At 33.5% G+C, this 24,824-nt stretch carries 20 protein-coding genes; 10 read left to right on the top strand and 10 right to left on the bottom strand.

Annotated elements, in window-relative coordinates; translation table 11 throughout:
* Positions 1–27: 27 nt before the first annotated feature.
* Positions 28–2,817 carry an excinuclease ABC subunit UvrA gene (gene uvrA, locus ACPX19_RS13055; RefSeq protein WP_426430458.1) on the bottom strand — a complete coding sequence of 930 codons (2,790 nt, stop codon included), beginning with the start codon at positions 2,815–2,817 and terminating at the stop codon, positions 28–30.
* A gap of 230 nt (positions 2,818–3,047) precedes the next feature.
* Between uvrA and ACPX19_RS13050 the strand changes: the two genes are divergently transcribed.
* Both ACPX19_RS13050 and ACPX19_RS13045 read left to right on the top strand, forming a co-directional pair.
* Complete coding sequence (locus tag ACPX19_RS13050; RefSeq protein ID WP_304140873.1) at positions 3,048–3,632, top strand: RNA polymerase sigma factor; 585 nt, start codon at positions 3,048–3,050, stop codon at positions 3,630–3,632.
* A gap of 57 nt (positions 3,633–3,689) precedes the next feature.
* Complete coding sequence (locus tag ACPX19_RS13045; protein ID WP_320555063.1) at positions 3,690–3,833, top strand: hypothetical protein; 144 nt, start codon at positions 3,690–3,692, stop codon at positions 3,831–3,833.
* A 45-nt stretch (positions 3,834–3,878) separates the two neighbouring features.
* Here ACPX19_RS13045 and ACPX19_RS13040 read toward each other — a convergent pair whose 3' ends face one another.
* Positions 3,879–4,535 (bottom strand): endonuclease III domain-containing protein, encoded by a 657-nt coding sequence (locus ACPX19_RS13040; protein ID WP_426430457.1) that lies wholly within the window; start codon positions 4,533–4,535, stop codon positions 3,879–3,881.
* 37 nt (positions 4,536–4,572) lie between these two features.
* On the opposite strand from ACPX19_RS13040, the gene bcp reads away from it, so the two are divergent.
* Positions 4,573–5,028 carry a thioredoxin-dependent thiol peroxidase gene (gene bcp / locus ACPX19_RS13035; RefSeq protein ID WP_426430456.1) on the top strand — a complete coding sequence of 152 codons (456 nt, stop codon included), beginning with the start codon at positions 4,573–4,575 and terminating at the stop codon, positions 5,026–5,028.
* Between the two features lie 78 nt (positions 5,029–5,106).
* Here bcp and ACPX19_RS13030 read toward each other — a convergent pair whose 3' ends face one another.
* Complete coding sequence (locus ACPX19_RS13030) at positions 5,107–6,558, bottom strand: TonB-dependent receptor (RefSeq protein ID WP_426430455.1); 1,452 nt, start codon at positions 6,556–6,558, stop codon at positions 5,107–5,109.
* Between the two features lie 91 nt (positions 6,559–6,649).
* Here ACPX19_RS13030 and ACPX19_RS13025 point away from each other — a divergent pair, with 91 nt between their 5' ends.
* The gene (locus ACPX19_RS13025) at positions 6,650–7,411 is read left to right on the top strand and encodes an MBL fold metallo-hydrolase (protein WP_426430454.1); all 762 of its coding nucleotides are present in this window, start codon (positions 6,650–6,652) and stop codon (positions 7,409–7,411) included.
* Positions 7,412–7,421: 10 nt separating this feature from the next.
* Complete coding sequence (locus tag ACPX19_RS13020) at positions 7,422–7,928, top strand: hydrolase (RefSeq protein WP_426430453.1); 507 nt, start codon at positions 7,422–7,424, stop codon at positions 7,926–7,928.
* Here the strand turns inward: ACPX19_RS13020 and ACPX19_RS13015 are convergent.
* From ACPX19_RS13015 to ACPX19_RS12995, 5 genes are read right to left on the bottom strand one after another with little or no spacing between them, the layout of a single operon-like run.
* Positions 7,925–8,572, bottom strand: coding sequence for an alpha/beta hydrolase (locus ACPX19_RS13015; protein ID WP_426430452.1), 648 nt, complete (start codon positions 8,570–8,572; stop codon positions 7,925–7,927). The genes ACPX19_RS13020 and ACPX19_RS13015 overlap by 4 nt on opposite strands.
* Positions 8,573–8,575: 3 nt before the next feature.
* Positions 8,576–8,902 (bottom strand): hypothetical protein, encoded by a 327-nt coding sequence (locus ACPX19_RS13010; protein ID WP_426430451.1) that lies wholly within the window; start codon positions 8,900–8,902, stop codon positions 8,576–8,578.
* A complete protein-coding gene (locus ACPX19_RS13005; protein ID WP_426430450.1) occupies positions 8,902–10,155 on the bottom strand; it encodes a dihydroorotase in 1,254 nt (417 codons plus the stop codon). Before ACPX19_RS13005 ends, ACPX19_RS13010 begins: the two co-directional genes overlap by 1 nt.
* The gene (locus ACPX19_RS13000) at positions 10,152–12,092 is read right to left on the bottom strand and encodes a BatA domain-containing protein (RefSeq protein ID WP_426430449.1); all 1,941 of its coding nucleotides are present in this window, start codon (positions 12,090–12,092) and stop codon (positions 10,152–10,154) included. The genes ACPX19_RS13005 and ACPX19_RS13000 overlap by 4 nt, the downstream gene beginning before the upstream one ends.
* Before the next feature lie 59 nt (positions 12,093–12,151).
* Positions 12,152–13,159, bottom strand: coding sequence for a glycosyltransferase family 2 protein (locus tag ACPX19_RS12995; protein WP_426430448.1), 1,008 nt, complete (start codon positions 13,157–13,159; stop codon positions 12,152–12,154).
* Positions 13,160–13,245: 86 nt separating this feature from the next.
* Between ACPX19_RS12995 and ACPX19_RS12990 the strand changes: the two genes are divergently transcribed.
* Positions 13,246–15,135: a peptidase M61 gene (locus ACPX19_RS12990; protein WP_426430447.1), complete on the top strand. Its 1,890-nt coding sequence runs from the start codon at positions 13,246–13,248 to the stop codon at positions 15,133–15,135.
* Between the two features lie 133 nt (positions 15,136–15,268).
* Here the strand turns inward: ACPX19_RS12990 and ACPX19_RS12985 are convergent, their stop codons facing one another.
* Together ACPX19_RS12985 and ACPX19_RS12980 are read right to left on the bottom strand one after the other, a co-directional pair.
* Positions 15,269–16,756 (bottom strand): S10 family peptidase, encoded by a 1,488-nt coding sequence (locus tag ACPX19_RS12985; RefSeq protein WP_426430446.1) that lies wholly within the window; start codon positions 16,754–16,756, stop codon positions 15,269–15,271.
* Positions 16,757–16,796: 40 nt separating this feature from the next.
* Positions 16,797–17,567, bottom strand: a complete 771-nt coding sequence (locus ACPX19_RS12980; protein ID WP_426430445.1) for a TIGR02757 family protein — start codon at positions 17,565–17,567, stop codon at positions 16,797–16,799.
* Between the two features lie 160 nt (positions 17,568–17,727).
* Here ACPX19_RS12980 and ACPX19_RS12975 point away from each other — a divergent pair, with 160 nt between their 5' ends.
* The 4 genes from ACPX19_RS12975 to ychF all read left to right on the top strand — a co-directional run bounded on the left by ACPX19_RS12975 (position 17,728) and on the right by ychF (position 24,424).
* A complete protein-coding gene (locus ACPX19_RS12975) occupies positions 17,728–19,554 on the top strand; it encodes a transglutaminase-like domain-containing protein (protein ID WP_426430444.1) in 1,827 nt (608 codons plus the stop codon).
* A complete protein-coding gene (locus ACPX19_RS12970) occupies positions 19,520–21,550 on the top strand; it encodes a DUF3857 domain-containing protein (RefSeq protein ID WP_426430443.1) in 2,031 nt (676 codons plus the stop codon). Before ACPX19_RS12975 ends, ACPX19_RS12970 begins: the two co-directional genes overlap by 35 nt.
* Before the next feature lie 265 nt (positions 21,551–21,815).
* Positions 21,816–23,099: a TlpA family protein disulfide reductase gene (locus ACPX19_RS12965; RefSeq protein ID WP_426430442.1), complete on the top strand. Its 1,284-nt coding sequence runs from the start codon at positions 21,816–21,818 to the stop codon at positions 23,097–23,099.
* A gap of 230 nt (positions 23,100–23,329) precedes the next feature.
* Complete coding sequence (gene ychF, locus ACPX19_RS12960) at positions 23,330–24,424, top strand: redox-regulated ATPase YchF (RefSeq protein ID WP_426430441.1); 1,095 nt, start codon at positions 23,330–23,332, stop codon at positions 24,422–24,424.
* Positions 24,425–24,824: the final 400 nt, after the last annotated feature.

The raw sequence follows: 24,824 nt of genomic DNA, 5'->3' as shown, positions 1-24,824 counted from the left end.
CGATGAAACTCTTTTTGTAAATCCATTTTATAGTTTTTCTTTTAGGTATTTACCAGTAACTGAATTTTTGTTAGAGGCTATTTCCTCAGGTGTACCTGAAGCCACCAAGTCTCCACCTTGTTTGCCACCTTCAGGTCCTAAGTCTATAATATAATCGGCACATTTTATTAAATCGATGTTGTGCTCAATGACGATGATGGAATGACCTTTAGCAATCAATGCTCTAAAAGATTTGAGTAGCTTTTGAATATCGTGAAAATGCAATCCTGTAGTTGGTTCATCAAAAATAAAAAGTGCATTATCGCTTTTACTTCCTTTACCTAAAAATGTAGCTAATTTTATACGCTGAGCTTCCCCTCCTGAAAGGGTAGAAGAGGACTGACCTAAAGTTACATAGCCTAAACCAACGTCTTGTAAAGGTTGTAGTTTACTTTTAATTTTAGATTGTTTATTCGTTTTAAAGAACTCAATGGCATCATCAATTGTCATATTTAAAATATCATCAATTGATTTGCCTTCAAAAGCCACTTCGAGCACTTCTTTTTTAAAACGCTTACCACCACAAGTATCACAAGTTAGGTGTACATCAGCCATAAACTGCATTTCAATAGTCACTTCACCCTCACCTTTACAAGTTTCGCAACGTCCACCGTCTACATTAAAACTAAAATGCTTAGCTTGATAATTTCTTATTTTACTCAGCTTTTGTGAAGCGAATAAGGCTCTAATGTCATCATACGCTTTTACATACGTTACAGGATTAGAACGCGATGAACGACCTATTGGATTTTGGTCCACAAATTCTACATGCTGTATATTGCTATAATTACCTTTTATTTCGGTAAACTGCCCAGCTTTATCACTAAAGCCAGTAAGATGTTTTTGTAATGCAGGATACAATATTTTTTTTACCAATGTACTTTTCCCGCTACCAGAAACACCAGTTACAACAGTAAGCATTTCCAGAGGAAAAGTGACGTCTATGTTTTTTAGATTATTATCTCTAGCACCAATAATATCGATATGATATTTTGAGGTTTTTCGCTTTTCTGGGACTTTAATTTCTAATTTTCCATTAAGATATTTTGCAGTTAATGTATCTGAAACTAATATATCTTTAAACGCTCCGGTAGCAACAACTTCACCTCCAAATGTACCTGCTTCTGGTCCAATATCAATAATTTCATCAGCAGCTTTCATTATGTCCTCATCGTGTTCTACTACTATAACTGTATTGCCTAAATCTCGTAAGGATTTTAAAACATTAATTAATCGTTCAGTGTCTTTTTGGTGTAATCCAATACTAGGCTCATCTAAAATATACATTGAACCTACAAGACTACTTCCTAAGGATGTTGCTAGGTTAATGCGCTGACTTTCACCACCAGATAAGGTATTCGATCTTCGGTTTAGTGTTAAATAGCTTAATCCAACGTTAGTTAAAAATTCAAGACGTGTGTTTATTTCGGTTAAAAGACGCTTAGCAACTTTTTCTTCATATTCGTTTAGTTTTAAATCTTTGAAAAATACAGTTAATTCATTAAGAGGTAAATCTACTAAGTCTGTAATGGTTGCACCATTAATTTTTACATAGCTAGCTTCTTCACGTAAACGTTTGCCTTTACAGACATTACACTTCGTTTTTCCTCTATAACGCGAAAGCATTACACGGTTCTGAATTTTATAGGCTTTAGATTCTAGTTCGGCGAAGAAACTGTCTAAGCCTTCAAAATATTTGTTGCCTTTCCAGATTAAAGCTTTATGCTCATCGCTTAATTGAAAATAAGGCTTGTGAATAGGAAAATCGAATTTATGGGAATTATTTACTAATTGGTCTCTATACCAACTCATACTTTCGCCTCTCCAAGGAAAAATAGCATTTTCATATACTGAAAGTGCTGTGTTGGGTATTACCAAATCTTCATCTATACCAATTACATCACCATAGCCTTCACATTTAGGACAAGCACCATAAGGATTATTGAAGCTGAATAGATGTACATTTGGCTCTAGAAACGTCATGCCATCTAATTCAAACTTATTGTTGAATTCGGTTTGTTTATTGTCTGCTAATGATTCAATGATACATGTACCAACACCTTCAAAAAACGCAGTATCTATAGCATCTGCTAATCTATTTAGAAAATCTTCATCATCTTTATAAACTATTCTATCTACAACAAGGTACAGCTCTTTTACTGATGTTATGTCTTGCTTTAAAGCGTCGTCAATTCTTAATACATCATCCCTATATTTTATTCTCGCATAGCCTTGCTGTAGTAAGGTTTGAAGTTTATTTTCAATAGTTCTACCTTCTTCCAAAATGATAGGAGAGAGTAGAAGTAACTTAGAGCGTTCTTCAAACGTTTTTATAAAGTCTATAACATCGGTTACTGTATGTTTTTTTACTTCATTATCTGAAATAGGTGAGTAAGTTTTGCCAATTCTTGCGAAAAGCAACTTTAAATAGTCATAAATCTCTGTGGTTGTCCCAACAGTAGAACGTGGATTGGTAGAATTCACCTTTTGTTCTATGGCAATTGCAGGCGCAATGCCTTTAATATAGTCAACTTTTGGTTTGTTTAATCGACCCAAAAACTGGCGCGCATAACTCGACAAGCTTTCTACATAGCGTCTCTGACCTTCTGCATATAAGGTATCAAAAGCCAAGCTGGACTTCCCGGAACCTGATAGCCCTGTAATAACAACCAATTTATTTCTTGGAATAACAACATCAATATTTTTTAGGTTGTGCAATTTTGCACCTTTTATGATGATATTTTCTTTAGGGTTAACGTCTAAAACTTTAGTGTTCATAGGATTATTGAGCATATAATTTTGCAAAGATACGTTATCTATTTAAGCTGATAAAATGCGTTATTGTTAGACAAAATGTTAAAATTTAGTACGAAATTTTGTTTTTTCGGAATGATTGTTGTTATATTTACCACATAATCATTTAAAACACAACTGCGTATAGCATAATATTACTTTAAAAAATTAACCCCTTGCTAAGAAGCTTGCTTCTGGCTGCTAAGAGTAATATTATGAAAAGAGAACTTATCCAAGACGCAGAGTTGGTCAGCAACTACATAAGAGGAGACGAAAGTGCACTATCCGTATTGATAGAGAGGCACAAGCAAAAAATTTACAGTTTTATTTATTCTAAAGTATATGATAGAGATATTACTGAAGATATTTTTCAGGATACCTTTATTAAAGTTATTAGAACCTTAAAACGTGGAAAATATAATGAAGAAGGTAAATTTTTACCTTGGGTAATGCGAATTGCCCATAACCTTGTTATTGATCATTTTAGAAAAAACAGTCGTATGCCTAAGTTTGATAACGCAGGTGAGTTTAGTATTTTCTCTGTTTTGAGCGACTCCAGTCTCAATGCAGAAAAAAGTATGATAAAAGATCAGGTGGAATCTGATGTTAGACGTGTGATAGAAGAATTACCAGAAGATCAAAAGCAAGTACTTTTAATGCGTATGTACCAAGATATGAGTTTTAAGGAAATATCTGAGCGTACAGGCGTAAGTATTAATACAGCGCTTGGAAGAATGCGTTATGCACTCATAAATATGCGTAAGGTTATAGAACAGAATAATATTATTTTAACAAATTGACACAATAAAGTGTTTTAAGTTGCGTTTTAGCCATATAATAACCCTAAAATTGGTAATATGGCAAACATTTACTCTAACGCTTCCCCAAAAAACAATAACCTAAAACCAAAAGATGAAACGATAAGTTTCCTTTTGAATTACTCAAAGGCTTTAAGTGTTATACATTATAATAAATTGAAGTTTGAAGCACTTCAGAATTAAGTTGGAAGAAATCCTGATTGAAAAATCAGGATTTTTTTCATATATCTATTTCCTCTTTTTATAATAATCATCTAAAACTGATTTTCTACCAATAGTTTTTGTGATAATGTCTTTATCCAAATCCCATCCACGAGCAGGTGAATATTCTCTACCATACCAAATAATTTGAAGATGTAAATCATTCCATAATTCTTCAGGGAATATGCGTTTAGCATCTTTCTCGGTCTGTACTACATTTTTACCATTACTTAGATTCCAACGGTACATTAATCGATGAATGTGTGTATCTACTGGAAAAGCAGGAATACCAAAGGCTTGCGATAATACTACAGCGGCAGTTTTATGACCAACAGCTGGTAAAGCTTCAAGTTCTTCATAAGTTTGAGGAACTTTGCCATTGTACTTATCAATAAGAATTTGAGACAACCCATGAATACCCTTACTCTTCATAGGAGATAAGCCAACAGGTTTAATAATTTCTCTTATTTCTTCAACACTCAACTTTACCATATCGTATGGATTGTCAGCTCTTTCAAATAGAAGTGGAGTAATTTGATTAACCCTTACATCAGTGCTCTGGGCGGACATAAGTACTGCTATTAGCAAGGTGTAAGGATCTTTATGGTCTAAGGGTATGGGAATTTTTGGGTAGAGTTCCTTTAACGTATTTATAACAAAATCTACCTTTTCTTGTTTAGTCATTCATTGTATTTTTACAAAAAAACAAATTTAAGCAATTATGACACATTTAAAAGTAGGTGATAAGGCACCATTTTTTTCGGCAAAAGATCAAGATGGAAATACTATAACATTATCTGATTATAAAGGGAAAAAATTAGTGGTTTTTTTCTATCCAAAAGCCAATACACCAGGTTGTACTGCAGAAGCCTGTAATTTAAATGAGAATTATAATAGGTTCAAAACGCAAGGCTATGAAATTTTAGGTGTTAGTGCAGACAGTGCTAAAAGCCAATCAAATTTTAAAAATAAATATGGTTTTCAATATCCTCTGTTGGTAGATGAAGATAGATCTGTAATTGAAGTCTTTGGTGTTTGGGGGCCTAAAAAGTTTATGGGTAGAGAATACGATGGTATCCATAGAACTACATTTGTAATCAATGAAAATGGCGTGTTAGAAGATATAATTACCAATGTAAAAACTAAAGAGCACGCAGCACAAATTTTAAATAAATAACCAATATATTTAACAAAAAAAAAGCGACCTATTCGACTACGCTCAGTAACCGAAAGGTCGCTTTTTTTTGATTATATTTTATTTGTGCATTACTTCTTCAGATTCGCAACCAAACAAACTTTTTTCTTTTATGAGTTTTGCAACACCTTCTGGTAGCATTTCTTCCCAATCCGTATCTCCATTAGCAATCTTTTTGAGCACGGTTCTAGAGAATACAGATAAGTTAGAGGCATCAAAGTCTGTGATATCAACCACTTTACCATTGTATTTAAAGAACTTGTAAAGCTCTTTCATACGTGGATGAACTTTTAGGTTTTCACTATTGGTTATGCTACCATCTTCATTTTGCATAGGGTACAGATACACTCTTAAATCCTTATAGAAAAGTTTACCAAATGCTTCTAATATTCCACCACTCAAATGGCGATAATACTTTTCGTCAAAAATATCAACAAGATTACTTACTCCCATGGTAAGACCCATTCTGTTTTTAGAATACTGAGAGAAGTACTCAACTAGTTTATAATACTCTTGGAAATTAGAAATTAAAACTGTTTGTCCAAGTGAACAAAGTAATCTCGCTCTATCCATAAAGTCTTGCTCATCAATTTCGCCTTCTGCTCTGAGATTAGAAAGCGTAATTTCAAATATAACTTGGGTGTTCTCTTTGTCTACCTTATTTTCCTTTATGAACATTTCGTACGATTTCTCATACATATCCATATTTACCTTAGTTACAGGTCTAAAGCTACCTCTTAAGGCTAGGATATTTTTCTTGTAAAGTACACGTGCTGGTAATACATTGTTCCCATCAGGTGAAAACATTACTGCATCTGTCATGCCATTTTTAACAAGCTGTAAACTCATTAGACGATTGTCTACATCTTTAAAGACAGGCCCAGAGAAATTAATAGTGTCAATTTCTAATTGATCTTTTTCTAAATGGTCATATAAATAACGTAGTAACTTCTTTGGCTGATTGTATTTATAAAAAGCACCATAAATTAAGTTGGTACCTAATTTACCTAGCGTTTCTTGCTGTAATCTAGCATCATTTTCCTTAAAACGAATGTGAAGTACAATCTCACTATATTCCCCTTCAGGCTTAACCTGAAACTTAATGCCAACCCAACCATGGCCTTTGTATTTTTTTGCAAAATCTATTGTAGCAACAGTGTTGGCATAAGAAAAGAAAATTCTGTTTGGGTTGTCCTCTCTTGGAATTCGCTGTTCCATAAGATTAACTTCGTGAATCAACATTTTTCGAAGTCTTGCTTCGGTTACATAACGCTTATCATCTTCTATGCCATATATTGCGTCACTAAAGTTTTTGTCATAAGCAGACATTGCTTTTGCTATAGTACCTGAGGCACCACCCGCTCTAAAGAAGTGACGCACTGTTTCTTGTCCAGCTCCAATCTCGGCAAATGTGCCGTAAATATCTTTATTAAGGTTAATACGTAGGGCCTTGTCTTTTAGAGAAGGAATATTTTCAATCTCAAAGTCGCCTTTGTACGTTATTTCTTCCATAGATATTGGGATTACATCGTTTTCGCAAAGGTATTAATTTAGTATTGCAAACAAAAAAATAACCCTATTTTTGTTTTAAACTTAACACCTTTTGAAAATAACGTTTTTAGGTACTGGAACTTCGCAAGGGATACCGATAATCGGTAGTAAACATCCTGTTTGTTTGAGTGCTAATCCTAAGGATAAGCGTTTACGTGTTTCTGTTTTGGTAGAGTGGGATAATTATACCTATGTGATAGATTGTGGACCAGATTTTAGACAGCAAATGCTCAATGCAAACGTATCTAAAATAGACGGTATTGTATTTACACACGAGCATGCAGACCACACTATGGGTTTGGATGATATTAGACCATTCTTCTTTAAACAAGGTGATATAGATTTATATGCACACAAACGTGTTTTTAAAGCTTTAAAAAAACGTTTCGATTATATTTTTACATCTAAGGAAAAGTACCCAGGTGTTCCAAGTGTAAAAGAGCACATCATTAAAAACGTACCATTTCAGTTAGGTAATCTAAAAGTTTTACCAATTGACGGGTTGCATTATAGACTTCAAGTGTTTGGTTTTAGATTTAAAGATTTTGCCTACCTCACGGATATGAAAACTGTAGAGAGTAAGGAGATAAAGAAACTTCAAAATCTTGAGGTTTTAGTGGTTAATGCACTTAGGGAAGAACCACATATATCACATTTTAATCTTGAAGAAGCACTTGACTTTATCAATAAAGTAAAGCCTAAGCGAGCTTATTTAACACATATTAGCCATCATTTAGGCTTTCATGACGATGTACAACAAAATTTACCAGAAAACGTTTTTTTGGCATACGATAATTTACAAATTACCATTTAAGATAATAAATATGAAAAGTAGAGTTTTTATGTATTTGTTTATTTTTTCAGCATTAGCATTCATATTTCAATATGTGAATTCTAAAAATATTCTAGATAAGTACGAAACAGATATTAATAAATATAAGACAGCAGTTGAGACTCAAGAAAAAAGGATAGCTGAATTAGAGGAACAAAATTTTGAACTTAACTACTTCAATATAGATAGAAATGATAATGCTCTAGACTATTTTATTGCACAAGGATTTGATGTCGATGAATTAATTATTGCCATTAAAGAAGGACTTTACGATACCAATCATTATGAAGGAGAAGACCATCCAATAGTACCTTTTGTCTCATTGACAGGCTCTAAACTTATAATTAATAAAATTAGAATTGTCAATCACAAATGGATTTTGGCCAATTTTACAGATGGTGAATATTGGGGAGAAATCTTTGTAAAATATGACATTGACGAAAACAATGACTTGAAGTACAAATTGGTCGAATACTTCATGTACCCTAAAATAGGTTAGATATTAGTCTTTAACCAGTCCCTAAAATCATAGAAATTTTGAGGGGCTACTCCATGTCCAACAGGATATTCTTTATAGATGTGGTTAATGTCTAAAGCTTTTAAAACTTCTGGTGTTTTTCTAGCCCATTCTACTGGAATTACTTGGTCTGCATAACCATGAGAGCAAAATATATTTAAGTGAGACACCTCATTTTTGTCAATGTTTTCTGGTAAAATAGCCTCGTTTAGATACCCACTTAACGCCACTACATTTTTTATTTTGTGAGGGTAGTTCATTGCCACAGCTAAACTCAATATAGTGCCTTGGCTAAAGCCTAAGAGAGTTACATTGCTCTTATCTACTGGATACGTTTCACATGCATAATCTATAAAGTTAGCAATTAAATCTACAGATTGCTTTGCTTGTACATTATCACTCCATTTGCCTTTTTCTGCATCAAAATTTATGGCATACCATGCATTTCCGAAAGGTTGCATCGCATATGGTGCTCTTAATGAAATAATAAAAAGTTCTTCAGGCAATTCAGAAGCAAACGAGAACAGATCGTTTTCATCACTACCATAGCCATGGCACATTATAAGTAAGGGTGCATTTTCTTTTAAGACACTTGGTTTTTTGATATAATGTAGGGCAGTAGTCATTTTTTATTTTAAGTTTCTAAACCAATCCTGAAAATGTTTTCCTAAAAAAGGAAGCAGTTTATATTCTCCTATAATTGCATAAATCATACAGTAAATCCAACAAATAAAGGTTACAGTCCATAGTGCGGTGCCAAACCAAGAATTAACGTACTTTTCACAGACGTTTGAAATGCCTACCATAATAACTAAACCAATCATTTGTCTTGCATGAAAAAAAACATAAGGATTTCTTTTTTCCAGGTTTAGGGAAATAGCTATTAATAAGCCTAGTGGAGTAATATATGCAACGGTAGCTAAAGCTTTGCCGTTTTTAATATCTTGATTATTCATTACTTGATTACTACTTTATTGTTTGCAATAACACCGTAAGCGTTTCCTTTTAGTTCCATGCCAAGAAAAGCACTGTTCTTTGATTTTGAAGTTATATTTTCTTTACTAAATTGGTATTTGCCTTCAGGATTAAACAAACTTAAATTAGCAACTTCGCCAATGTTTATTGAACTTTCAGGCACACCAAATCTAGCTTTGCCTTGCGTAAGCAGACTAACTGCCTTTTTGGTGGTAAATACAGTTTGGAGAGCTCCAAAAGCGGATTCTAAACCTGTAGTTCCGTATTTAGCATGATCAAACTCTACCTTTTTATCTTCAATGTCAATTGGATTGTGGTCTGAAGTTACCATATCTATAGTGCCATCTTTTAAGCCTTCAATTAAAGCATCACAGTCACTTTGTGTTCTAAGTGGAGGTAAAACTTTGTATCTGGTATCAAACTCTTCTAGACTGTTATCTGTAAGTACCAAATTGTGTATGGCAACACTACAGGTAACATTAAGCTTTTTAGCTTTTGCCTCTCTAATAAGTTCTACCGACTTAGCTGTGGAAATGGTTGGTATATGCAATTTGCCTTCGGTATATTCTAAAAGGAATAAATCTCTTGCGACCTGCAATTCTTCAGCTAAACCAGGATTTCCTTTAAGACCTAAACGCGTGCTGTTTATATTTTCATTAACAACACCTAAACCAGAAATTTTAGATTCTTGTGGAAATGACAACACTAGTCCATCAAAATTACTAGCGTATTGTAAGGCTATCTTTATGAGATTAGGATTGGAAACAGGCTTCTGATAATCATAGAAGGCAACAGCTCCAGCATTTTTCATATCATACAGCTCTGCTAAATCTGTGCTGTTACTAAACTTGGTTAAAGCACCAATGGGATAGAGGCTTGTGGCTTTATTATGAGCTTTAGCCTTAACAAATGTAATGTCTGCAAAACTATCTATAACAGGATTAGAATTTGCATTAAGGGCTACAGCTGTAAAACCGGACTCCGCAGCAGTTTTTAGACCATTTTCTATGGTTTCACGTTCCTCGTATCCTGGTTCTCCAAAAGACACACTACTATCAAACCAGCCTTGAGAAACATGGAGGTTTTCTAGCTTAATCTCTTTGTAATTATCAGGATTTGAAATGCGTTTGGAAATCTTAGAAATGCGACCTTTTTCAATTAAAATATCTACTGTTTCGTTGTGAAAATCACTTTTAGAATCAACGATTGTAGCAGATTTTATGAGTGCGTTCATTTAAGATATTTTAGTAGAAGTACTTCTATTATTAAAAATACTAGCGCAAAAATAACAAACCATTTCCATAGTGCATTAATAGTTGTGCTACTTTTTATGTCGTTTATAGTTGTTGCTAGGCTTTCATTAACCGATATATTTGGCATATTTTTTAGATCTAAATAGCTTAGGTTGCTTTCTCCTCTATCGTAGTTAAAACTTAGGTTTTGTATAACTTCAGATTTATTTTTTACTTCGTAAATGCCAGCATTTTCAGGATACTCTTGCGTTTCTAATATTACAGTTTTACTGTAGGTTTTTTGTAATGGAATCACCGAATTTTCAGAATTACCAAGTGTTAAAATATCATCTTGGCCTAAAACAGCATTAACCGCAATTGAATTTGGTTGTCCAATTGTATAGTATAATTGTGATAATTTCAGACTTTGCTTTCCTAAATTATATAATGTCGGAACAATTAAAGGTGAGTTTTTGAAGTTTGAACTGTCATCATTCAAAGCGCTCGAAAATGCATAAACACCATTATATCCAACTAAAAAAGCATTGCTGTCTTCAAACGATAAAACACTATTGCTATTTGAAGAAAAACTATATGAAAACTCTACTTTTGGATATTGAAAATTATCTACTTTAGAGTAAAATGCATTTGCTAAAAGAGGGTGGTTATAGTTAATGGTAGTAATACGTTTTTGCTGATTATTTAATACTAAAAATTGATTGGAACTTAAATTTTTAAATAATTGATTATAAGTATTTAAGTTAATCTCTTTTGAAGGAATAATTAAAATATATCCGCCATCGTTTTTAAATGAGATAAGAGCAGTTATTAATGCATCAGATATAGCCTCAAGTTCATTTAAAACAATAAGATTTTGATCAGGTATTAAATTGAAATTAAGACTATTCAAATTAAATGAATTATATTCAAATTCATCTTCAGTATAAATACGTTTTAAGAAGTTATCGTCTGCGTTTTCGTTTATAGCAAGTACTTTAATTTTTGGATTTGAATTAATATTGAAATAAAAACTATTGTCGTACTGTAAGCCAGCATCTTCAACAACTAATTTCCCATTAATCACTGTATTATTAGAAATTGAAAACATGGCTTCCGAACTTTCACTTATGTCTACAGCATTTTTAGCTATTAAAATAGCATCATTAAACAAGGAAACTGTAATATTCTCAATAGCTTCACCTTGATTGGATAGTTTCACACTTAAGTCTAAAGTTTCTGCATTTGAATTTGAAACATAAACGCTATCAATACTTACATTAGATATTAACGATGATTTGGGCTGTACCAATTTCAAATTAATAGAGCTATCATTTTCAAATGTCAATGGTTTATCCTTTTGCTGAAAATCGGAAACCAAAACAAGGTTTTTTGTATAAGACTGGTCTTTTGAGAACAACTGTTTACCTTTTATTATTATCGCATCATAGTTCAATTGCGTAGGTGAGTGCTCTAGTTGGATTAAATCATTTTTCAATGCCTTTATGCTAGTGTTTCTAAAGGTTTGAGTATTAGTAAATAGACTAATTTTCTCATCCTCAGGGAAATTATTAATAATATCTTGAATGGCTTCATTTAGCAAACTTCCGTTTTTGCCAGTTGCCTGCATACTGTACGAATTATCGAGATATAAAACGGTTTCCTGAGACTCGTTAAAGTCTTCTGTGTTTGTTATGTATGGTTGTGCAAATGCAATAATAGCAGAGGCTAATAACAGCATTCTAGTAAGAAGTGTCAACCATTTTTTTAATTGAGAACTTTTACGGGTTTGCAGTTTTACAGCTTTTAAGAACTTTACATTAGTGAATTTTACTTTCTGAAAACGACGAAGCTGAAATAGGTGAATAAGAATAGGAACTATCAGTAAAAAAAGCGCGTAAAGTAATTCGGGATGTTTAAACTGCATTCCTAGTGTGGACATTATTAATTAGCCAAATATAGAAAATGATATAGGATAACAGTAATGCGCTTTTGAGAATTTTAACAAAAGAAGAAATAATCGTCCATAGGCTTCATATTTTGCTTTTTGAAATAGTGTCTTATATCATTTTGCTCATCTTCATTGGCAACAGTAACAATACTTTGTGGTTGATTGAGTTGTTCTAAATGCTTAAAATTCAATAGCTTTTGCCCATAAATCTCTTTCCCTATTTTCTTTTCATTATCGCAAATCCAATGAAAAGGAATATCGTTTTTAATTAACAGTTTTGCTACGGTTTTGCCCTTATTTCCTGCACCCCAAATGACTAAAGGTCTTTCGGGTTTATAATCTAGTTCTAAGTAGTAATGAACTTTTATGTCCAAAAAGTAATTTATCGCATAATGCTCATGTGTTCTAGATGTTCGTGTGCTGTAATCGCGCCAATGAAGTAGTACTTTATCACAAGGAATACACTTGTATTTGGCCCTGTAAAACCGAAATGTTAAATCATAATCTTCAGGATAGCGGTTGGGCTCAAAACCTTCGCAGGCCACAAAATCATCACGATGTAGCATCCAGCAAGGTGATGGAATTACACACTCTTTATAAATTTCAGAATAGTTATTCCCTTTTTCAGTGAGCTTATTAATCCAATGTTCGTAGCGAGCGTAACCATCACTTATACCATCAGTTCTAAAGTATTTTACCTGTCCGACAGCAAGATGTTTCTTACCATGAACTAAAAGACTATTCACCATTACATTAAGTCTGTTTGTAGTCATTATATCATCACTATCCATTCTGGTGATATAAGCGCCTTTACAATTTTTGAAAGCAGTTTGCAATGCCGAAATTATGCCTTCCTTTTCGTTGGTATAAAGTTGAATCCGAGGTTCTTTCTCTGAAAACTTTTCAACTATAGTATATGATAAATCATCCGAATGATCGTCCACAAAAATTGCTTCCCAATAGGTGTAAGTCTGATTAATGATAGAGGTAATACATTCAGAAATAAAAGACTCTGTATTCTTAAAAGGAATTAAAATGCTAACTAAGGGTTTTGACATGGCACGAATTTAACAAAACCTTTAGACTTAAAGTGGTAACAGATTGTAGTTTTGTGCGTCTCGTAAAAAAAATAAAATAAATACTCATGAAGAACTATTTAGCCATTTTAGGCTTAAGTGTAATCTTGTTAGGTTGTGGTTCAGCCAAGCCAACAGTAGATGATTTAGCAGTTAATAATCCTATTGAAACTGCTTTAGATTTAACAGCAGTGGTAGATGATAAAGTACCAGTAACTATTAATCCTGGTCGTTTTACTACAGAAACGGTAACCTATAGATTACCTAGAGTAGTACAGGGAACATATTCTGTTAGTGACTTTGGTCGATATGTGGATGATATGAAAGCCATAGATTACAATGGCAATGAGCTTGAAGTTTCTAAAGTAGACACCAACACATGGACCATTTCAGACGCTACTAAATTGGACAAGTTAACCTACTATGTTAACGATACTTTTGATATTGAATCTACAGGTGGCATAGGTGGTGAAAATCCGTTTTCTCCAGCAGGTACTAACATCGAAGAAGATAACTACGTTTTAAATCTTCATGGTTTTATAGGTTATTTTGACTCTTTAAAAAATAACCAATATGCTTTAGATGTTACTGCACCAGCAACCTTTGTTAGAACGTCTGCACTAGAGGACAGAGGCATGAAGTCTAGTCCTGATGGAAAGTCTATTACAAGCAGCTATTTTGCACAGCGTTATTTTGAAATTACCGACAATCCAATGATGTATGGTAAGCTAGATGTTGAAGAATTCATGGTTGGTGACATTAAAATTGTGTTAAGTGTATTTTCACCAAACAAAGTGCACACAGCAGCAAGCCAAAAAGAAACGGTTTATAAAATGATGCAGGCACAAAAGAACTACTTAGGTGACATCAATAGTACTGCACGTTACGATATTTATTTATACTTATCCGATGGATCTGAAACAGCACCAAAAGGCATGGGAGCTCTAGAGCACCACACGTCCACAGTAGTGGTTTTGCCAGAATCTTCAAGCAAAGAAGGTTTAGCAGCTTCCATTATAGATGTTGTAGCGCATGAGTTTTTTCATATTGTAACTCCGTTATCGGTACACTCTGAAGATGTGCATTATTTTGATTATAATAAACCAACATTCTCTAAGCATTTATGGATGTACGAAGGTGTTACTGAGTATTTTGCACAACACTTCCAGGTATACGAAGGTTTGGTAGAACCTGCTGATTTTTACAACACTATAATGGGTAAGATAGCAACTTCTAAGAATTTAGATGATGCTATGAGTTTTACGGTAATGAGTGAAAACGTATTAGAGCAGCCTTATGCATCAAATTACTATAACGTATACATGAAAGGTGCCTTAATTGGGATGTGTATCGATATTTTAATGCGTAAAGAGAGTGATGGAAACAGAAGTATGTTGTCTTTAATGAAAGAATTATCAGCTAAATATGGTAAGAACAAACCATTTGAAGACGATAAACTAATATCTGAAATCACTGAAATGACCTATCCAAGTGTTGGCGAGTTCTTAAAAACGCATGTAGAAGGTGATGTGCCAATTAACTATAATGAGTTTTTTGAAATGGTTGGATTAACAAAAGGTGAAACCGAAGTACCTACAAACTATATCTTTGCAGGTGGACAAAACATCATTTTTGATGGTGATCCAAATAAAGGTATTTTCTTTTCACCAATGGCATTGAAAAATTCATTCTGGGCGTCTCAAGGTGTGCAAGCTGGTGATGTGATTAAAAAAGTTAATGGCCAAGATTTAACCTTACAGAATGCACAACAAGTGATTGGTGGTATGTTTGGTTGGCAAGAAGGTATGGAGTACAGCTTGGATTTAGAGCGTAACGGTGAAGCCATTACTTTAAAAGGAACTTTAGGTAAAGCCACAGCGGTTAGTGAATCGTTAGTAGAAGACGAAAACGCTACCGAATCACAAAAAGCAGTAAGACAAGCTTGGTTAAAAGGATAACACAAATTCCTGCGTCAACATGCCGCTAAGGCTTCAGCGGAGGCGCAAAACAGAAATCTTATGATAATAAAAAAAGCTTCCAATTTGGAAGCTTTTTCTTTTAAATCAATTTATAAAAAGGATAGACCTTTTTCTAATATTTTGCCGACTTTCCGTTTGAAGCGGAATTCTTTATAAATTCACGCAAATCGTCATTTGCTTGTATCAAATCCTCATTTCGCAGGTACATCATGTGTCCACTTCTGTAGCCTTTAAAAGAAAAACGATCTTTCAACTTGCCACTCGGATCCATTTGCCATTGCGAATATTTAGCGGCAAAATAGGTGGTCGCACCATCGTAATAACCCGATTGTGTCATGACCTTTAAGTAAGGGTTTTGGGCCATTGCCTGTCTCAAATTATCTCTTGTATTGTCATTAGATCTATCCCAATCACCAACATTGCCAAAGACATTGTATTTAACGTCGGTTTTAAAACCGAGTTCGTTTTGGATGTAGTAGTTAATGGCTGGAGTGAAGGAATGCAGCCAAGATGTTAGTTCGGCACTGTAATCGGGTTCTGAGCCCGTTTCTACACGGTCAATACCAATATATCTCGAATCTAATCGTCCTATGGTTTCACCTGTTTTATCTCTCAACAGTTCTTTCCAAAAGAAACGGTTAGGGACATCTAAATTCATTTGCAGGATGACTTTTTCAGACAACCCTGAATAGTAGCTCATCTGTTTGGCAATAGCCGCTCTTTCGGTATCTGATATAAAACCTCCCTTGGCAATAGCTGGCATTAGTTTGTTGATTGCAAAGTTTTCGGCCTCAGGCAATATATCCAAAAGGTCTTGAGATTGTAATTCTGGCGATAAGGCTTTATGGTACCAAGCTGCTGCAGTATAATAGGGTAAATTGAGACTAGATGCCAAAGGACCGCCAACACGCAACACCTTATAATCTGCAGGTGACACCAAAATAACACCATTTAAATACATCCATTGGCTGTTCTGCAGTTCTAGGGATAAACCCATAACTCGTGTGCCACCATAACTTTCGCCGATAATATATTTTGGCGATTCCCAACGGTTATGTCGCGTGGTAAAGGTATTCATCCAACTCGCTAAATATTTTATATCGGCATTGATTCCAAAAAAGAGCTTATCATCGGGCATCTTCCCATCCTTATCCGCTACTTTACGGGAATACCCTGTATTCACAGGGTTGATATATACGATATCCGCTACATCTAAAATAGAATTCGGATTGTCTTTGATACCATAGGGCTGAATCGGATAGCCCTCATCATCAATTTTTAGAATTTTTGGACCGGTATAGGCAATATGCATCCAAACAGAAGCCGAACCAGGACCACCATTAAAAGAATAAATAATAGGGCGTTTGCTACCTTTAGCATCGTTAGTGCGTTTGTAGTAGGTGTAATACAATGACGCTATCATTTTACCACTCTCATCCCAAACCGGCTGAAAACCAGTTTCTGCTTGGTAATTAACCTGTTGCCCTTTGATAGTGACTGAATTGGTAGTGACGTAAGTCGTATCGACCGGGATTTTTAAATCTTGTGCAGTGCCTATGTTAAAACAAACTAAGCATAGAACTAATAACTTGAATTTCATAAGAGTTGATTTTAATGGTTCTAAAGATAACCAATCCAACTCAAAACCCCTCAAACACGCCGAGACCAAATAATGCAAAATCATACTTTACTGGGTCATTTGGGTCTAGTTTACGTAGATTCTCATCCAGTTCGGCTAAGGCTTTGGCATCATTCTGTTTGCGCTTTAATAAGCCTAGTTGTCGTGCCACATTCCCAGAATGTACGTCTAACGGACAGCTGAGCTGTGCAGGCGAGAGGCTGTCCCAAATCCCAAAATCGACACCAGCATTGTCCTTGCGTACCATCCAACGCAAGTACATATTAATGCGTTTGGCGGCAGAATTCTTTAAAGGATCGCTCACATGCTTTTTGGTACGCTCTAGGTGTGGAATCTCAAAAAACAGTTGTTTAAACTGGTGGATGCTTTGTTGTAAAGAGTTGGGTTCAGCATGTTTTGCAAAAACAACTTCTAAGCCATTGTGAGACTTATAAAGATGCTGTAAGCTTTTCACAAACTGTATAAAATCATCACCATTAAATGTTCTGTGTACAAACGACTGCAAAGCCTCTAAATCTGAGTCTTGATGCTGCATTATGAACTCATAAGGTGCCTGGTCTAACAACTCCATCATTTTAGTTGCATTATTAATAATGCTTTTGCGATTTCCCCAGGCAATGGTAGCGGTTAAAAACCCAGCAATCTCAATGTCCTCTTTTTTAGAAAATTGATGTGGCACTTGTATAGGGTCGCTCTCAATAAACTTTGGGTTATTGTAGAGCTGGACTTTCTCGTCTAAAAAAGGTTTAAGTTCTGAGTGTTTTAGTTTCAATTTTTCTACTGATAAAGGATAATTCAGATTCAAACTTAAAGATGTTATTCTATTTGACCTAAAGATAATATTGGGATAAACACGGATACTTAAATTATAATTGTTTTTAAAGACTTATATTGCGACCAATAGCAAAATCTATATAATTGATTTTTCTTTTATGCGAAACATCTACTTATTATTTGCAATAATCTCACTCTTTCTTTGTGCCTCAGGATTTTCCCAAGATCTGCATTTAGCTGAAAGGTCTGAAAGAATCATAATAAAGAAAGACTCATCATTTCAAACGGAAGTTTCAATAGTATTCAAAAAGAACGAAAACTTACGTATTTATCCAATTTTTTATGATACCGAACTTGAAATGGTGAATGATATTGAGCTTTTTGAAATCAAGGGAAAACGGTTAAAAAAAATAAAAACAAAAGAGATTATTGAAGAAGATGTTAAGTTAGATTACATAACAAGCAAAAAAGTCAAATCGGTATTAATACCAGCTGATAAGGATATTAGTTTAAAATATACTATTTCTTGTAAAGAACTAATGTATTTTACAAGCTTACCTTTTTTTTCATATAATAAAATCGATACGCTTTTGTATCATATTGAGATACCTAATGACTATAGATTGAGTCACAGTAATATAGAAGAAGACTCCTTGTCTTTTTATCAAATAGATTCTACAAAATATGACGATAAATCAATTTGGAAAATAAAAGTATCTCCAAAAAAGGTTATTCCAGATCCATTACAGTTTTTCGGTATTTATAAAAACATAAAGGTGCCACTAATGAGAACACTGGTTTACCCAAATTCTTATAAAAATCAACCAAAAAAATATCTTAATGATTGGTATCTAGATAAGTTATCAACTCAAACTGTATTAAATACTGCCTCATTAAACAAAATAGACGAACTAACAGAAGGTATTCAAGACAAAGCAAAAATTATAAATATTCTATATAATTATGTGAGGAATAATTTTAAATATGTTGCAATAGAGATAGGTATGGGAGCTTTTGTTCCATCTCATGTTAATGAGGTTTTTTTCAATAAACAAGGCGATTGTAAAGACTTATCCAATTTTTTGTCTGAAGCATTAAAACATAAGGGAATTGAAAGCACTTTAGCCCTAGCCGCTACTTTTGATCACGTAAGTGATTGTGACTTTCCCTCATTAGGCTCAGCTAATCACGTTATTTGTGTCGCTAAAATTGACGGAAAGAAAGTATTGTTAGACCCTACGGATTCGGTGCACGTCGAAGGAACACCTGTTCAGAGTATACAAGGTCGAACAATATTAATTGTCGACCCTTCGGGTGGTGAATTTTACAATGTAAGTCCATTCGCTCCAGAAAGTAATGAAATTTTATATCGTTTTGATTTAGATCTAAATAGTGATAAGGATGTTATTGAAGGAAGTTTTAAAATTAATTATGAAGGAATTGCTGGTAACTACCTCAAACGTGTAATGAACACCAATAAAATAAAGGATAACACCGAAATTTTAAAAACTTATTATGAAGAAATTTTTGGAGATCAAGATATTTCTAACATTTCAACTTTAAATGAATACAAGAAATTAAATTTTAATGGAGATATTTCAATAAAAGGAAAGACTTTTAGTGATGACAATAATAAATATTTGTTCTTTGATTTTTTACCTAGACTTTTCGAAACTGAAAATAGAGAAACCTTAATGAGTGGAACCTTTTTGGGAAATAATTTTTCTAAGAGGGTACTTCTTAAAATCACTTTAGACGAACAAATTGAAGACTTTAAACCAATAAATCATGAGCTTGAGGAAGAGGGAGTGTCTCTAAAATTTGAAATTACCTCAATTTCACCTAAGGAAATTGAACTCAAATATAACTTTGTCTTTGATTACGTTTTTATTGATAGTAAAAATGTTGATTTGACTAATAAAATTATAACAGAATATAATAGTATTATTAATGAGCCATTTGTTTTCAAAAAGAGCAAAGACTAGTTTATTAGTTTTTTGTTTTAGCGCCTTACTATATAGCATAGCTTCTTTTCCTTTAATAAAGGAAGACCCTTTTTCAAAGGTATGTGAAAAATCAGATGCCTATTATTTACATTCCTATGTGGATGTAACTTATGTAAAAAATTGGACTAGGTTCAAAAGATATGTGGCTATAAATAATAAGTTGGTTGTTAATACAATAAAAGGTGTAGAGGATTACGCTTTTTTAAAGTTAGATGAGTATGTGAGCAATCATTTGGAAAGCATCAAGATCAGGACATTAAAAGCTGATGGCACAATTGTAGAATTAGACTCTAGTCTGGTTTTTAGTCAAAATTCTGGCAATAAAAAGTTTGGTTCTATCAGTTACCCAATACCAAGTGTAGAACCAGGTGATACAATTGAAACAGACTATGTTTACTATGAGAATTTAAAAGGGTATGAATTAATGGATTATGTTGACTTTAACTCAGTATTACCAAGTATTAATTCACAGTATACAATTAAAACCGGACAGGATCTACAAGTAAGATATAAGACTTATAATGAATTTCCAACACCGAGAGTAGTTGCTAACGATACATTGGTTTACTTACAATTCTCTAGAGACTCAATAAAAAGTTTAGTGAGTAATGATTATAACTGTTTACCATGTGAAAAGCCCTATTTTTATTATACTTTAGAAAAAAAGGAAAGTGAGTTAAGAACATGGAAAGATGTCTATAATGAAGAATTCAATTTTCTTACTCAACCCATGGCTCTAGATTATGAAAATTCATCATATTACAAAAGATGGAAAAAAAGAGTAATAGGAGAAGCTAAGGATAGCTCAAAGTATTACAAATTTAATCTACTTCACAAAGAAGTACTAAAAACCATAAATATTGAACCTCTAAAAGATGGGCAAGAGCTTATAAAATCTAGCGGTTATTTTTTAAAGGAGGAAAGATTTGACCCTTTAAGTATCAGGAGGTTTTACAGACAGATTTTAGAAGATTTGGATATTAAATATTGGGCTGTTTTTGCGCGCGAAAAGCGATTAGGTCCAATAGATGTAAATTTAATTAGAAAGGGTGAGTTTGCTCATATATTTTTTGCTATCGAGAATGAAAATGGACACTTAAAATTTCTTTATCCTCACGAAGAGAATTATAAGTATTTAATTGATGAAATACCTACATCATTGTACGATACGCGTGCGGTTTTGGTTAAGCCTATTTATGATGGAGAAATAAAAAAGAAAGACAAGTTTATTGATAGAGACTTAAAGTTGGCTGAAGTAGATTCAATAACAGTAGAAGCAATTAACTTGCCTAGCATGAATTCTGACTATAATTATATTAGACAAACTGTTTTTAGTAAGGTAGATTTAGAGGCAAAAAGAACAGATTTAAAATACAGGTTCAAGGTGTCTGGCGGTACATCAACAGATTTAAGATCCTTTTTCGAAATGCTAAATAATAATGAAGAAGTAGAAGAATATTATGATGCACTCTGGGAATATGAGGGAGACGATAATACAATCCAAATAGACTCGGTATTAAATAGAATACAAAACGATGAAAAACCATTTGGTTTTGTCTTTGATGCAAAAGGCACACTAAATAACGTAGTTAATTTTGTTAATGATAGCCTAGTCAGTATATCCATAGAAAAGTTAATAAAACATAATCAGATAGATGAATCCTCAGAAAAGGGTACATTAAGCTATTATATAGATTACAGTTATTCAGATCTATTTATGTTGAATATCGAATTTCCTTGCAAAATAGAAGTATTGGGTATGGATGACAGTAACATTAAGTATAATAATAAATACAGCGAATATTTTTTTGATGTAAAATCTATTAATGGAAATCAGTTAAAAATCATATCCAATTATAAGATATTAGAAAATTATATACCTAATATAGATTTAAAGGATATAAAAACACTAAATGACCATTACCGTGATTCAAAAAAAAGAAGATTGTTAGTTAAACTAAAACGAAAAGAATAAAGGAAAGAGTAAGAATGCTCAAAGGTCGCTCTCAATAAATTTTGGGTTATTGTAGAGCTGGACTTTCTCGTCTAAAAAGGTTTTAAGTTCTGATGTTTTGAGTTTCAAAAAGCTAAGATTTAGACCGCAAAAATAAGGCTTTGCTAAAAATACGTAAGGTTACGTATTGACTTGTTGGTTTAAAAACCCGAACTTCGCTTATCGGTGGATATAAATTATTAAAACGAATTCATATCCTTAACGTTGTAAACCATTTAAAATCTTTATGAGAATCCTTTTACCAATAATTCTACTTTGCTTCCTACTATCATGTAAACAAGAATCAGGCTCTAACGATTTGGTACGGTTAAAACTAACTAATATGGATGGCTTTGGACCATTTCCACAAATGTTTTCCGTTTTAGATTGGAAACCTTTAAGTGAAAATGCTATCTGGGCAAAAACAGAAGTTGAAACAACTGGCGTGCCCAAATCATGGGTATATTCAAATGTCCTTCAAGTTAAGTTTGATTCACACCAATTTGCCTATCAAAACTATAAACAAGGTAACTTAAGTGAAGAAATATTTAATAAACTGAAAGAAACCTGGGATATTGATTTTGGGAAAAGAAAACTTTCCGTAAATCCAATTAACTGTTTTGTTCATGTTGCAATAGGCGCAAATGCTACTGGCAAGCTTCAATATGTTATAGACACCAACCACAATAATGACTTTTCAGATGAAAAAATTATGGTACCGGAGCAAATGGGTAGTGATCTCAACTTTAATAAAGCCATAGAAGATTCGCAATCCGTAATAGCCGAAATTAGTACTATGGATGGTATTCGAAAAAAAGAAGTAAAGATTTTGATACTGTCTAATGGTCGAGGCAATTTAATTTATAATATACCAGAAATAGCCAAAACCGAGTTTCTAGGCACTGAAATTTTAGTTAGTAACGGATTTTCAAATATAACCTACGATGATTTTGCCATGATTGCAATAAATGACGAAAATCCGCAAGTATTAAAGAGAAATGAACTTATTCAAATTGAGAATTCATTGTACAAAAATCTTGGTGTTGATATTAATACAAACGAGCTTCAATTACTAAAAATATCGAGAGACACTATCATATATTCTTCTACTATCGGATCTAAAGCTAGGCCATTTACGGTAAAACAGTTTGATTCTAGAGATTCATTAAAATTGAGCGATTTCAAGGGTAAGTTTTTATACTTAGAGTTTTGGGGAACTTGGTGTGCACCCTGCATCGAAGAAATACCTAATTTGAAAAGAGCTTATAATGCAACTAATCGAAAGGAAATCGAGTTTTTAGGTGTAGCTGTTTCTGATACAAAAGAAAAACTTAATAATGCAATAAAAAAATACGATTTAAGCTGGCCTCAAGTATTAGAAACAGATGCCTATCAATTTAAAGAAAATTATAATGTTACTAGTTATCCAACTTCTTTTTTGATCGATAAAAAGGGAAAGATTATTGCTAAAAACTTAAAAGGTGATCAACTTTTTGATACGTTGAATTACTATACAAGCAAAATTAAATAAACGGTTTACAACAATGGTTATAAGTAATTGGTTGAGTTTGGTAAGTACTAATCGGAATATTCTCCGAATATTCCTCACTCTGAGCCTTTTTGCTAACTTAGTACTTTTAAGCAACTACCCATAGCTGAACCGATAAGCGACACCAAAAATCAGCCTTAAACTTTTCAAAACACTTTAGGTAAAACAATTCAAGTAATTAATTACATTTGCACTCGCAAAATTAACTTGACATGAAAGCTGGAATTGTAGGATTACCAAACGTAGGAAAATCAACCTTATTTAACTGTTTATCTAATGCTAAAGCGCAAAGTGCCAACTTTCCGTTTTGTACCATAGAGCCTAATATTGGTGTGGTTAACGTACCAGACCCAAGATTGGCCAAATTAGAGGAATTAGTTAATCCAGAGCGTGTGGTACCAGCAACCGTAGAAATTGTGGATATCGCCGGTTTGGTAAAAGGGGCCAGTAAAGGTGAAGGCTTGGGTAACCAATTCTTAGCCAACATAAGAGAAACCGATGCTATTTTGCACGTCTTGCGTTGTTTTGATAACGATAATATTGTGCATGTGGATGGTTCCGTAAATCCAATTAGGGATAAGGAAACCATTGATATGGAGCTTCAGCTTAAGGATTTAGAAACGACTGAAAAAAAACTAGATAAAGTTAAGCGTGCTGCCAAAACTGGTAACAAGGAGGCGCAAGTTGAGGAAGCGGTGCTTCTAAAGATTAAAACAGGTTTAGAGTCTGGAACATCGGTGAGAGCTTTAGAATTTTCAGATGAAGATTATGCCGCTTACGTAAAACCATTACAGTTTATTACAGACAAGCCAGTGATGTACGTGTGTAATGTAGATGAAGGTGCTGCAAACACTGGTAACGCTTATGTAGAGCAGGTTAGGGAAGCGGTTAAGGATGAGCACGCAGAAGTATTGGTATTGGCTGTTGGCACAGAAGCCGATATTAACGAGTTAGAAGACTACGAAGAACGCCAACTATTTTTGGAAGATATAGGTTTAGATGAGCCTGGCTCGGCAAAACTAATTAGAGCTGCTTATAAATTGTTAAAACAGCAAACCTATTTTACTGCTGGTGTAAAAGAAGTAAGAGCTTGGACTGTAAATGTTGGAGCTACTGCACCACAAGCTGCTGGAGTTATTCATACCGATTTTGAAAAAGGCTTTATTAGAGCAGAAGTGATTGCGTATAACGATTACGTCAACTACGGCAGTGAAGCTAAAGTAAAAGAAGCCGGTAAAATGCGTGTGGAAGGCAAAAATTACATTGTTAAGGATGGAGATGTGATGCATTTCTTGTTTAATGTGTAATTAGGGTTGATTTTTTGGTTTTTCAGTCTGAATTTGCCTGAGCAGAACTTTTTCAATTCCACACAACCGTCAGTTCGATTGATTTTGAGTGGATACTGAGCGAAGTCGAATTAGCACGATAAATTGTATCGATAACTTTTTGTTGGAAAACTTCAATTCTCGATACAAATTCTTCTCATTTTCAATTGAAGAATTCACTCGAAGTGACGGACTTTATCAAAATATTTACAATAGTTTAAACCATTTTATGTCACTTTTCAAAAGTTTGCTTGCCTCATAATTATCAAAGAATAAAATTTTAAAGCAAAAAGCTGAGGAATTGTCAAAACGCTAAAATTTGTTAAAGGTTCTCAACAATAACGCCTCTTTATTGTTAATTACTTTACCCAAACCGTATTTC

Origin of the sequence: Winogradskyella sp. HB-48 (genome assembly GCF_049942685.1) — a bacterium.
Taxonomy (GTDB): Bacteria; Bacteroidota; Bacteroidia; order Flavobacteriales; family Flavobacteriaceae; genus Winogradskyella.
This window is presented reverse-complemented; position numbering and strand designations above follow the sequence as displayed.

Coding starts and splice junctions, on each gene's coding strand:
- ACPX19_RS13020 (WP_426430453.1), top strand. CDS start 7,422: ATGAAAAGTAGAGTTTTTATGTATTTGTTTATTTTTTCAGCATTAGCA.
- ACPX19_RS12975 (WP_426430444.1), top strand. CDS start 17,728: ATGCGAAACATCTACTTATTATTTGCAATAATCTCACTCTTTCTTTGT.
- uvrA (WP_426430458.1), bottom strand. CDS start 2,817: ATGAACACTAAAGTTTTAGACGTTAACCCTAAAGAAAATATCATCATA.
- ACPX19_RS12990 (WP_426430447.1), top strand. CDS start 13,246: ATGAAGAACTATTTAGCCATTTTAGGCTTAAGTGTAATCTTGTTAGGT.
- ACPX19_RS13015 (WP_426430452.1), bottom strand. CDS start 8,572: ATGACTACTGCCCTACATTATATCAAAAAACCAAGTGTCTTAAAAGAA.
- ACPX19_RS12985 (WP_426430446.1), bottom strand. CDS start 16,756: ATGAAATTCAAGTTATTAGTTCTATGCTTAGTTTGTTTTAACATAGGC.
- ACPX19_RS12995 (WP_426430448.1), bottom strand. CDS start 13,159: ATGTCAAAACCCTTAGTTAGCATTTTAATTCCTTTTAAGAATACAGAG.
- ACPX19_RS13040 (WP_426430457.1), bottom strand. CDS start 4,535: ATGACTAAACAAGAAAAGGTAGATTTTGTTATAAATACGTTAAAGGAA.
- ACPX19_RS13000 (WP_426430449.1), bottom strand. CDS start 12,092: ATGTCCACACTAGGAATGCAGTTTAAACATCCCGAATTACTTTACGCG.
- bcp (WP_426430456.1), top strand. CDS start 4,573: ATGACACATTTAAAAGTAGGTGATAAGGCACCATTTTTTTCGGCAAAA.
- ACPX19_RS13010 (WP_426430451.1), bottom strand. CDS start 8,902: ATGAATAATCAAGATATTAAAAACGGCAAAGCTTTAGCTACCGTTGCA.
- ACPX19_RS12965 (WP_426430442.1), top strand. CDS start 21,816: ATGAGAATCCTTTTACCAATAATTCTACTTTGCTTCCTACTATCATGT.
- ACPX19_RS13050 (WP_304140873.1), top strand. CDS start 3,048: ATGAAAAGAGAACTTATCCAAGACGCAGAGTTGGTCAGCAACTACATA.
- ACPX19_RS13005 (WP_426430450.1), bottom strand. CDS start 10,155: ATGAACGCACTCATAAAATCTGCTACAATCGTTGATTCTAAAAGTGAT.
- ACPX19_RS13045 (WP_320555063.1), top strand. CDS start 3,690: ATGGCAAACATTTACTCTAACGCTTCCCCAAAAAACAATAACCTAAAA.
- ychF (WP_426430441.1), top strand. CDS start 23,330: ATGAAAGCTGGAATTGTAGGATTACCAAACGTAGGAAAATCAACCTTA.
- ACPX19_RS13030 (WP_426430455.1), bottom strand. CDS start 6,558: ATGGAAGAAATAACGTACAAAGGCGACTTTGAGATTGAAAATATTCCT.
- ACPX19_RS12970 (WP_426430443.1), top strand. CDS start 19,520: ATGAGCCATTTGTTTTCAAAAAGAGCAAAGACTAGTTTATTAGTTTTT.